This is a genomic window from Photobacterium gaetbulicola, assembly GCF_003025515.1.
Classification (GTDB): Bacteria; Pseudomonadota; Gammaproteobacteria; order Enterobacterales; family Vibrionaceae; genus Photobacterium; species Photobacterium gaetbulicola.
On sequence record NZ_PYME01000013.1, the window covers coordinates 45,354 to 56,327 of the forward strand.

At 48.6% G+C, this 10,974-nt stretch carries 8 protein-coding genes; 5 read left to right on the forward strand and 3 right to left on the reverse strand.

From position 1 onward, the window contains the following. Positions 1–384: 384 nt before the first annotated feature. Positions 385–2,472 (forward strand): elongation factor G, encoded by a 2,088-nt coding sequence (gene fusA, locus C9J03_RS12845; RefSeq protein ID WP_044623083.1) that lies wholly within the window; start codon positions 385–387, stop codon positions 2,470–2,472. Between the two features lie 155 nt (positions 2,473–2,627). On the opposite strand, the gene C9J03_RS12850 is transcribed toward fusA, so the two are convergent. The 3 genes from C9J03_RS12850 to C9J03_RS12860 form a co-directional block, all read right to left on the reverse strand. Next, positions 2,628–3,419 carry a DUF4922 domain-containing protein gene (locus C9J03_RS12850; protein ID WP_044623082.1) on the reverse strand — a complete coding sequence of 264 codons (792 nt, stop codon included), beginning with the start codon at positions 3,417–3,419 and terminating at the stop codon, positions 2,628–2,630. Positions 3,420–3,848: 429 nt separating this feature from the next. Next, complete coding sequence (locus C9J03_RS12855; RefSeq protein ID WP_044623081.1) at positions 3,849–5,024, reverse strand: amino acid permease; 1,176 nt, start codon at positions 5,022–5,024, stop codon at positions 3,849–3,851. 464 nt (positions 5,025–5,488) lie between these two features. Next, a complete protein-coding gene (locus C9J03_RS12860) occupies positions 5,489–5,746 on the reverse strand; it encodes a hypothetical protein (protein WP_039462484.1) in 258 nt (85 codons plus the stop codon). Positions 5,747–6,200: 454 nt separating this feature from the next. Here C9J03_RS12860 and nirB point away from each other — a divergent pair, with 454 nt between their 5' ends. The 4 genes from nirB (at position 6,201) to cobA (ending at position 10,966) form a co-directional block, all read left to right on the forward strand. Further along, entirely contained in the window at positions 6,201–8,762 is a 2,562-nt protein-coding gene (gene nirB, locus C9J03_RS12865; protein ID WP_044623080.1) for a nitrite reductase large subunit NirB, read from the forward strand. Then, positions 8,762–9,085: a nitrite reductase small subunit NirD gene (gene nirD, locus C9J03_RS12870; RefSeq protein WP_044623079.1), complete on the forward strand. Its 324-nt coding sequence runs from the start codon at positions 8,762–8,764 to the stop codon at positions 9,083–9,085. The genes nirB and nirD overlap by 1 nt, the downstream gene beginning before the upstream one ends. A 110-nt stretch (positions 9,086–9,195) precedes the next feature. Then, positions 9,196–10,050, forward strand: coding sequence for a formate/nitrite transporter family protein (locus C9J03_RS12875; RefSeq protein WP_044623078.1), 855 nt, complete (start codon positions 9,196–9,198; stop codon positions 10,048–10,050). 154 nt (positions 10,051–10,204) lie between these two features. Further along, entirely contained in the window at positions 10,205–10,966 is a 762-nt protein-coding gene (gene cobA, locus C9J03_RS12880) for a uroporphyrinogen-III C-methyltransferase (RefSeq protein ID WP_044623077.1), read from the forward strand. The last annotated feature ends 8 nt before the right edge of the window (positions 10,967–10,974 follow it).

Below are 10,974 nucleotides of genomic sequence, written 5' to 3' on the forward strand. Positions count from 1 at the left end.
TGCCCGATTCCGCGGGTATTTACCCTAGGCCACTGGTAGCTTTTAGCGATTGAGACTAGAATTAAGCGGATTTGGCGGCCTGAGCGCTGCCGTCTTGGTAGCAACAACGTTCATCACCTGTGGACAATGACTAGGTGAAAAACCATGATGACGGTCTCTTAGATCACTGTTCAAAGCGCAATTTGACAGTGTTTGTAGAAACAGATTGTGTTATAAGAGCCAACTCTTGTGGGTTTATTGAGCGTTTGCGCCAGAAATCCTGAAAAGACGGAGCAAAAACAAGCAAATGTTCATTTTATCTTAAATGAGCTATGTAATGTTTGCTGGAATCAGTGATATACTCCCCCACCGAATAGTGACACTAATTGTTTATAGAGAAAAACAATGGCAGATTTATCTAAATACAGAAACATTGGTATTTTCGCGCACGTTGATGCGGGTAAAACCACTACTACTGAGCGTATCCTTAAGCTTACTGGCCAGATCCACAAAACTGGTGAAGTACACGACGGCGAATCAACTACTGACTTCATGGAGCAGGAAGCTGAGCGTGGTATTACAATCCAGTCTGCAGCAGTTAGCTGTTTCTGGAACGACCACCGCCTAAACGTTATCGATACTCCTGGACACGTTGACTTCACAGTTGAAGTATACCGTTCTCTTAAAGTTCTTGACGGTGGTATCGGTGTATTCTGTGGTTCTGGTGGTGTTGAGCCTCAGTCAGAAACTAACTGGCGTTACGCGAACGAATCAGAAGTATCTCGTCTGATCTTCGTAAACAAACTAGACCGTATGGGTGCTGACTTCTTCAACGTTGTTGATCAGGTTAAGAACGTACTTGGCGCTACTCCGCTAGTAATGGTTCTTCCTATCGGTCGTGAAGACGACTTCGTTGGTGTTGTTGACCTACTAAGCCGTAAAGCTTACGTTTGGGACGAAACTGGCCTTCCAGAAAACTACGAAATCCAAGACGTTCCTGCTGACATGGTAGACGACGTTGAAGCTTACCGTGAAGAGCTAATCGAAACTGCTGTTGAGCAGGACGATGACCTAATGGAAGCTTACATGGAAGGTGAAGAGCCTTCTATCGAAGACATCAAGCGTTGTATCCGTAAAGGTACTCGTGACATCGCGTTCTTCCCTACTTTCTGTGGTTCTGCGTTCAAGAACAAAGGTATGCAGCTAGTACTAGACGCAGTTGTTGACTACCTACCTGCTCCAACAGAAGTAGATCCTCAGCCGCTAACAGATCCAGAAACTGGTGAGCCTACTGGCGAAGTTGCAACTGTTGATGAAAACGAACCTCTACGTGCTCTTGCGTTCAAGATCATGGACGACCGTTTCGGTGCCCTAACCTTCATCCGTATCTACTCTGGTAAGATGAAGAAAGGTGACACAATCCTTAACTCTGCAACAGGTAAAACTGAGCGTATCGGCCGTATGGTTGAGATGCAGGCAGATGAGCGTAACGAGCTTACTGAAGCACAAGCTGGTGACATCATCGCTGTTGTTGGTATGAAGAACGTTCAAACTGGTCACACTCTATGTGATGTTAAGCACGAGTGTACTCTTGAGCCAATGATCTTCCCAACTCCAGTAATCTCTATCGCAGTAACGCCTAAAGACAAAGGCGGTTCTGAGAAGATGGGTATCGCTATCGGTAAGATGGTTGCAGAAGATCCATCATTCCAGGTTGAGACTGACGAAGAAACTGGCGAAACCATCCTTAAAGGTATGGGTGAACTTCACCTAGACATCAAGGTTGACATTCTTAAGCGTACTTACGGCGTAGACCTAATCGTTGGTCAGCCACAGGTTGCTTACCGTGAAACTATCACTCAAGCAATTGAAGATAGCTACACGCACAAGAAGCAGTCTGGTGGTTCTGGTCAGTTCGGTAAGATTGACTACCGTATCAAGCCAGGTGAAGTTGGTTCTGGCTTCAAGTTCACTTCAACTGTTGTTGGCGGTAACGTTCCTAAGGAATTCTGGCCTGCAGTTGAGAAAGGCTTCGAAGGCATGATGGACAACGGTGTCCTAGCTGGCTTCCCAGTTCTTGACGTTGAAGTTGAGCTATTCGACGGTGGCTTCCACGCAGTTGACTCATCAGCAGTAGCATTCGAAATCGCAGCGAAAGGTGCATTCCGTCAGTCTATGCCTAAAGCTGGTGCTCAGCTTCTTGAGCCAATCATGCACGTTGACGTGTTCACTCCAGAAGACCACGTTGGTGACGTAATCGGTGACCTTAACCGTCGTCGCGGCATGATCAAAGATCAGCAAGCTGGTACTACTGGTGTTCGTATTAAAGCAGACGTTCCTCTATCAGAAATGTTCGGCTACATCGGTCACCTACGTACTATGACTTCTGGCCGTGGTCAGTTCTCTATGGAGTTCGCACACTACGCACCATGTCCAGCAAACGTTGCTGAGCAGGTAATCGCAGAAGTTAAAGAGCGCGAAGCTAAGAAGTAATTCTTATCTAAGTAAGCTTAATAGCTGATAAAAACCCGATAGCTTGGCTATCGGGTTTTTTTATGCCCCTATCGCTTTAGATCAGATAATCACGCTGCCTGCCGGCGCAAGCGATGCGCCACAAAAACTGGCCCCATTAATTTTATCGACTCTATCTATCGGCTACAGTCAGCAAGATAGTTCATCAAGCCATATTGCTTTAACCATTCCAGTTGGACTGCATGCTTCACCAAGAAACGTCCTGAATAGTTTATTCCGTTGGCAAAAATGCCTTCGATATTATTTTTGCTGCGGGGAAACAATAACATCCAACGTTCTGTCAGCAGCAGATTATAAGGAGAGCAGTTCCCCCCCTCCGCTTCCGCCAATAACCCCAAATTCGCCATCATTGAAAGGTAGCTATCATACAGAGCTTCAGCATCCAGAGCTTGCAATGGCGCCAACTGGTGCGCAAAAGGCAGCTCCCCAGCGGCAATCACCTGCTCCAACGGGATAGGTGAACGGACTAGCTGCATATGACGGTGGGGTTGGCTCGCCCCCGCTACAGGGCCATTATTGTAAAAACCAAACACATCGGGATGATCAAATCCTCTCAACCAGCCCTGAAAATCACTCAAACCGAGGCAGGTTTGCTGCGGAACAAACGTTTTCGAACAGATAAGTAAATGGGGAGACAGAACCGGAAACTTATTCAATAAGCAGACATGCTCTTTTCCAGCTTCACCGACATACAGAGATGGTTCATAAGGCAGGAACGGATTACCTTGCGATGAGGTAGCTCGGAACTTCTTGGTCGCATTAGCTGTGACGACATGGGCAAAATAGGCGATCCCCTCTTCCTCTAATACTTGGGCATCAGTAACTATCGGCATCAGGCTACCATCTGCCAACGCACGCTCAGAAACTCGGTTTGCCGTTTCCCAGAGCGTTTCAGCTTGACCGGACATATGTCCCCTCCTCACAATCCTTTTCTTTCATCATTGTATACCCAAGTCAGATCAAATTGCTTGTTTCAAAAAGCTTTCTTCTCCCCCACCCCTTGCCTTGGTGGCACCTAGCTCAGTGTACACAATAGTTTACAATAATGGTCTTTTTCGCCATTTACAGGATGAAGGCGAGATATAGCTGCAAACCACGAAAGTTTGTATTATCAATGCCATTGGAAAACACTGCTTTATCCTATTCCAAATAGTACTCCATAGAGCAGTTAGAAGTTTTTGTTTGGTCGCTAAAACTTCAACAGGTAGTTTTGTTTGGTCGCATCCTACCTATCCAGCCTGTTTGCCTTTTTCATCATTCAGGTAGAAACAAAAAGGGCGTTTACCCAGTAAACGCCCTTATTCCTATTGGTTTTTCACAACCGCTTTATATTGCTATCAAATCAACTCCGCAGCCAGCAAGAAGAATCCAAACAGGAAGCTCAAGCCCATCGCCAGCTGACCACCAGATGCCTGATACAACACGCCCGAAGCATCGGCCTCGAAGGCACTGTCATCCTCTTTGCGTAGCTTTATAGTCATTGCCATTGGAATGAATACCGCAAGGAACACCAAGATAATACCGGCGTAGCCTAATACCGATAGGAACTGATCCGCGGCAAACAGCGCACCGGCCAGCGGTAGGATGAAAGTCAGTACATAGGTCACAGCTCGATTTTGGCGGAATGTATCCACATTCTGGTCAAACAAAGCCATCGCAACGCCGAGGAAAGACGTTAGCAGAGCAAGACCTGTGAACACTGACAGAATCATGTTAATCATGCTGTGGCTCGACCCCAGCGCTGCAATCAACTCAGAAACATTCTTAAAATTAACCATTTGCTCAGCACTTAAGTTGCCCATTGCCGCATATAACCATAGGAGGTAGCTGAATAATGGCACAAGTGAGCCGATCACTACCATGTTACGTAGCTGCTTGTGGCTCGCTTCTTTGTTGTACGTCACCAGAGATGGGATAACCACCATGAAGCCGAAACTAGTGAACAGTACTGAGCTGGTTTTGATAAGGTCAATTTTACTGTCGCTGGTTGCGACCATAAGGTTATCGATTGAAATGGTCGGTACCAAGGAGAGTAACGTTAGCACCAACATAATCACCATCACGGCAAACAGTGCACGGTTAAGCTTATCAATCACTGCAGTACCTGCCGCCACAACCACTCCGGCGATCATCGTAAAAGCAACCTGGCTTTGCATCAGGCTCAGATCAAGGCCAATACTGGACAGCAGCTTCTGTACCAAATCCCCAGCCCCAATGATGTACGCCATCAACAAGCAAACAAGCAGCGCATACAGCAAGCTATTCGTCACCAACTGGCCGCCTTTACCTAGCGTTTTGCGGGCTATGGTATTCATACCAAGGCCGCCCCCTGCTTTGATGCTGGCTTCGAGCAATAGAAGCGCCGCATACGTTGTTCCCAGCCAGATCACCAGCATTAACAACGTCCCCCACACCAGCCCGAACTGGGCCAATACCATAGGGATAGCCAACATACCGGCACCCAATGCCGTACCCGCAATAATAAGAGAACTACCAAGCAGTTTTAGATTCACAATTTTGTCTCGTAATAATGTGTCTCCGCCTCGTAAAGGACAGAAAACAAAATGGGGAAATAATCTATTTATCAATGTGCTGCAGTTGAAAACAGCAGCAATAGAGAATTAGTGACTAAATCGGAATGCGGCAAAATAGCCGTAAAACTGGAAGTTTGCGGAAGGTTTAGCAGATTGAGAATGGCAAGCGCAAGCGTTCGCTAAAGAAGAGGCCGAGGATAGATGGATCTTCCCCATGGTTTTATTGTTCATTAATCGTACTCCAACAACGATAAATCCCTATAAGTAAGGTAACCTTCCACTGATTACCCTTGTTTTGTTTGGTCAGCTAGCAACTTATATGGACATTAAGAGCACATCAACACTTGCACGTGAAATCTTATATTGCAAAATTGACACAATGAATTTCAAGCAAAAAAAGCCCTTTGAACATAGGTTCAAAGGGCGTTAACCACACAATATCGCTATGCCGACACGGCTTCACCCGATTTCGCGGCAATGAGGGTGAGCTTGTTAAACGAGGCCGGGTAAACACTGATGGTACTGCCATCGTCGAACAATAAGCCGTCGTAAAAATCTCCACTCCACTTCACTCGGGTAAAACGGGCATAACGCGCCTTACTGTAGACTGCTTCGAGGGCATTGATGGCGCCTTGCTTACTTACCTGATCCATGATTTCCTGGCTCAGTAATTTCTCTGCCACCGATTTATCTGTTGTCATCCCTGTCTCCGGAACCTCTTCATCCTTTGTTTTTACCAAATACGAACCGAGATTCAAGTACCAACATCACAACATATCAGTGTACGCCGAGAAATTAATCAGTTTGATGTCAGTTATTCCGCGACGATAGTGCTCAGGATAAAAATCAACCACTGTCCCCTGACTATCCATAAACTGACAGTGGGTTGTTGCAGCTTCATCGACAAAATGTTCCCGCTCTGTGCTTCACAATCAGTAAGAAAGCATCACACCCAATGCCACTCCATTCATATTTATTGTTTTAATTCTTCATATTTATTCTTGTCGTACAATAGCATTTAATATAAGTTATTGATTTTATAAGATATACCACTTTAGGGTTATTCAAAACTGTAATTGACTTACGTCATATTTATTCACACCTTGTCTCATTAAGATCCCGTTCAGAATTTATGACTTTGTAGTAGAGGATCTTATGAGCAAAGTGAGACTGGCCATCATCGGCAACGGAATGGTGGGCCATCGCTTTATCGAGGAGTTGGTCGATAAAGCCAATATGGACAATTACGAGGTAACCGTCTTCTGTGAAGAACCTCGGGTCGCCTATGATAGGGTTCACCTATCGTCATACTTCTCCCACCATACCGCCGAAGAACTTTCGCTCGTCAAAGAAGGCTTCTACCAAAAACACGCCATCAATCTCCTCCTCGGCGAACGTGCCATTAACGTCAATCGCGAAAACCGTATCATCTACTCCAGCACTGGGCGTGAAATTCAATACGACAAACTGATCCTCGCTACTGGCTCTTTCCCGTTTGTACCACCTATCAAGGGTAACGAAAGCAAAGATTGCTTTGTCTACCGAACAATCGAAGATCTAAAGGCTATCGAAGCATGTGCCAAGAAAAGCAAAGTCGGCGTTGTGATCGGTGGCGGCCTGCTTGGCCTTGAAGCCGCTGGTGCCCTGAAAGCGCTCGGCGTTGAAACTCATGTTGTCGAATTTGCTCCGAAGCTGATGGCCGAGCAGTTGGATATGGCTGGCGGTAACCAGCTGCGCCAGAAAATCGAGCGTATGGGTGTCAATGTCCACACCAGTAAAAATACGCTGGAAATTGCCCCAGAAGGTACAGATTCCCGCAATGTCATGCGCTTCGCCGACGGCACCGAGCTAGAGACGGACTTTATTGTTTTCTCTGCCGGTATCCGTCCACAGGACAACCTGGCACGCCAAATGGATCTCGATCTGGCACAACGTGGCGGGGTGGCAATCAACAATCACTGCCAAACATCAGATGCCAATATCTACGCCATTGGTGAATGTGCCTCCTGGAATGACATGTTCTACGGCTTGGTTGCCCCAGGCTACAAGATGGCACAGGTTGCCGTTTCTCACCTCATTGGCGAGGCCAATCAGTTCGAAGGAGCCGATATGAGCGCCAAGCTGAAATTGCTGGGTGTAAAAGTCGGCTCAATCGGCGATGCCAATGGCCGTACCCCGGGTTGCAAGAGCTTCATCTACCAAAACGAGGAGCAGGAAGTCTACAAGCGTATTATCGTTTCTGAAGACAACAAGAAGCTACTGGGCGCCGTGCTGGTTGGCGACACCACCGACTACGGTGATCTGCTGCAGCTGATGCTCAATGAAATGGAGCTGCCGGAGCACCCTGACACCTTGATCCTACCGGCCCATGCTGGTGCAGAAAAACCATCCCTGGGCGCGGATGCCCTGCCAGATAGTGCAGTGATCTGTTCATGCTTCGACGTAACCAAAGCAAAAATCGCCCAGGCGGTTTCGGATGGCAACCATACTTTGGCTGACATCAAAGCCGTAACCGGCGCGGGGACTGGCTGTGGTGGCTGTATCCCGCTGGTCACCTCGGTGCTTAACGCCGAACTGGCGAAGTCCGGCATCGAAGTGAAGAACGATGTCTGTGAACACTTCGCTTACTCACGCCAGGAACTGTTCCACCTGATCCGCATCGAAGAAATCAAAACCTTCGATGAGCTGTTGGATAAATACGGCAAAGGCTACGGCTGTGAAGTGTGTAAACCGCTGGTAGGCTCGATCCTGGCCTCTTGCTGGGGCGAGCACATCCTCAAACCGCAGCTGGTCAAGCTGCACGACACCAACGATAACTTTCTGGGCAACATCCAAAAAGACGGGACTTACTCGGTGATCCCGCGTATGGCCGGTGGTGAGGTAACGCCTCAAGCGCTGGCCGCGCTGGCCGCCGTGGCTGAAGAATACAAGTTGTATACCAAGGTAACCGGTGCGCAGCGTATCGGCCTGTTCGGCGCCCAGAAAGACGACCTGCCGCAGATCTGGCGCAAGCTGATCAGTGCTGGCTTCGAGACCGGACAGGCCTATGCCAAAGCACTGCGTATGGCAAAAACTTGTGTGGGTTCGACCTGGTGCCGCTACGGTGTCCAAGACTCTGTCGGCCTGGGTTCATTTATCGAGAACCGCTACAAGGGGATCCGTACCCCGCACAAGATGAAGTTCGGTGTGTCCGGCTGTACCCGTGAGTGCGCCGAAGCACAAGGCAAAGACCTTGGTATTATCGCCATCGATGCCGGCTGGAACATGTATGTCTGTGGTAACGGTGGTATGAAGCCTCGTCACGCCGACCTGCTGGCCAGCGACCTGGATCAGGAAACCCTGATCAAGTACATCGACCGCTTCATGATGTTCTATATCCGTACCGCAGCGCCGCTGCAACGTACCTCGGTATGGATGGAAAACATGGAAGGTGGTGTGGACTACTTACGCCAAGTGATTGTCGAAGACAAACTCGGTATCAACACGCAACTAGAAGCTGACGTGGCCAAGTTGGTCAATGAGTACGAGTGTGAATGGGCCGCGACCCTCAACGACGAGTCGCAGCTGACGCGCTTTGCCCACTTCATCAACTCGGACTTGCGTGATGACAACGTGGTCTTCGTTACTGAACGTGATCAGCACCGTCCGGCAACATTCATCGAAAAACACCCTGGTGCGGTTGGCGATATCCTGCACGTTGAATTGGAGAACTCATAATGGCTTTTGAACAAATTTGCGATATCCAAGATATCACCCCAGGTACTGGCGTCTGTGCGTTGTTCAACGGCCAGCAAGTTGCCATCTTTCGTCCAGGCGAGGCTGAAGAGATCTTCGCTATCAGCAACATGGATCCATTTGCCCGCTCCAATGTGCTATCACGCGGCTTGATTTGCCAACACCTGGACGAACTTTGGGTGGCGAGCCCACTGAAAAAACAACGCTTCAACTTGTCGACTGGAGCATGCATGGAAGATGAGCGCTTTAGCATCAAAGCCTTCACTGCCCGAGTGACCAACGGCAAAGTCGAAATCGCGGCTTAAGCCTAACCGATTAAACGCCAAAGATTTAATAGCGAAAAGGCTCTTCGCCCACTTTGAAAGTAAGAGCCTTTGACTATTCAATTTTTATTTTAACTTTTTGGAGTGACATGATGTCCTATTCAAAACCGATGGAATTCGTTCAGACAATGATTGATACGGGCGAGGCAAAAATCCGCACATCGACACGTGATCTGTTTTTGCGTGGCACGATGGCCGGGATTATTCTCTCGCTGGCAGTCGTTGTGGCGATCACCACCATTACACAGACAGGTATTGGCATTGTTGGGGCCCTCGTCTTCCCTGTCGGTTTCTGTATCTTGAGCCTGATGGGGTATGATTTGGTAACCGGCGTATTTGGCCTTGCACCACTGGCAAAATTTGAAAACCGTCCGGGGATTACCTGGGGCAGTGTTTTACGCTGCTGGGGTCTGGTGGGCCTGGGCAACCTGATCGGCTCGCTGATCGTTGCTTTCCTGATCGCCCTCTCCTTCACCATGAACTTCAGTGTTGAGCCGGGCGCTGTCGGTCAAACCTTTATCAAAGCAGCCACAGCACGTACTGTTGGCTTCGAAGAACTCGGTGCCAATGGTTGGATCACCTGTTTTGTCCGCGGTATCCTGTGCAACCTGATGGTTTGCCTCGGCGTGATCGGCAACATGACCGCACGTAGCGTTGCCGGTAAAATCGCGGCGATGTGGCTGCCAATCTTTATCTTTTTTGCGCTTGTATTCGAACACGCGGTCGTGAATATGTTCCTGTTCCCGTTGGGCATGATGCTGGGGGCAGATTTTGGCATCTCGACCTGGCTGAGTTTCAACCTAGTACCAACCATTCTTGGTAACCTAGTGGGTGGTTTGCTGTTTACCTGTGTGCCGCTATACCTGACTCACGCTAAAACAGCTCCTGCACACAATGTAGAGAATGATTCAGTTATAGATGCAGCACCTGCATTCGCTACTAAATAATCATTACTCTTTGGTCCCGGGTAAAGACTCGGGGCCAACACTTACCAATAAGGCTATTGTATTGTTTTGGCTATAAAAAGTAATAACTCCTTAGGATAAGAATCACCGCAACGAGTGTTACTTTTTATATCCAAGTTTCTTGAAGGGAATCGCCATGACCACCAGTAACACACTATCAAACAGCGGCTTTGTATCCCTAGTCGGTGCAGGCCCGGGGGATCCGGACTTACTGACCGTCAAAGGCCTCAAAGTTATCCAGGCGGCAGACGTTGTGGTGTACGACCGTTTGGTTTCAAACGATATCTTGGCACTGGCGGATCGTTCAGCCGAGATGATTTACGTTGGCAAGAAGCTCGACTTCCACTGTGTTCCGCAAGAGCAAATCAACCAGATACTGGTACAAAAGGCACAGGAAGGTAAGCGGGTTGTCCGCTTGAAAGGCGGTGATTCATTCATCTTCGGCCGTGGCGGTGAAGAGCTCGAGGAGCTGGCCAAGTTCGGCATTAAGTACGAAGTGGTGCCGGGCATTACTGCGGCGGCTGGCGCAACGGCCTATGCGGGAATCCCCCTCACCCACCGTGACCATGCCCAAAGTGTCCAGTTCATCACGGGCCATGTGCAAAAAGACGGCCGTGAAATCGAGTGGCAATCCCTCGCCCACTCTAACAATACCCTGGTCTTCTATATGGGCCTCAAACAAAGTGGCCATATTTGCGACAAACTCATCACCCATGGCCTTGCCGCTTCGACGCCTTGCGCCATTATCGAAAACGGCACCCGGTATGATCAACGGGTACTGACAGGGACGCTGGCACAATTGCCAGCACTGGCCAGCGGTGCTAAAAGCCCGGCATTGATTGTCATTGGCAGTGTCACCTCGCTGAATGAAAAATTACAATGGTTTGAACAGGGGTAGTGCCTGCC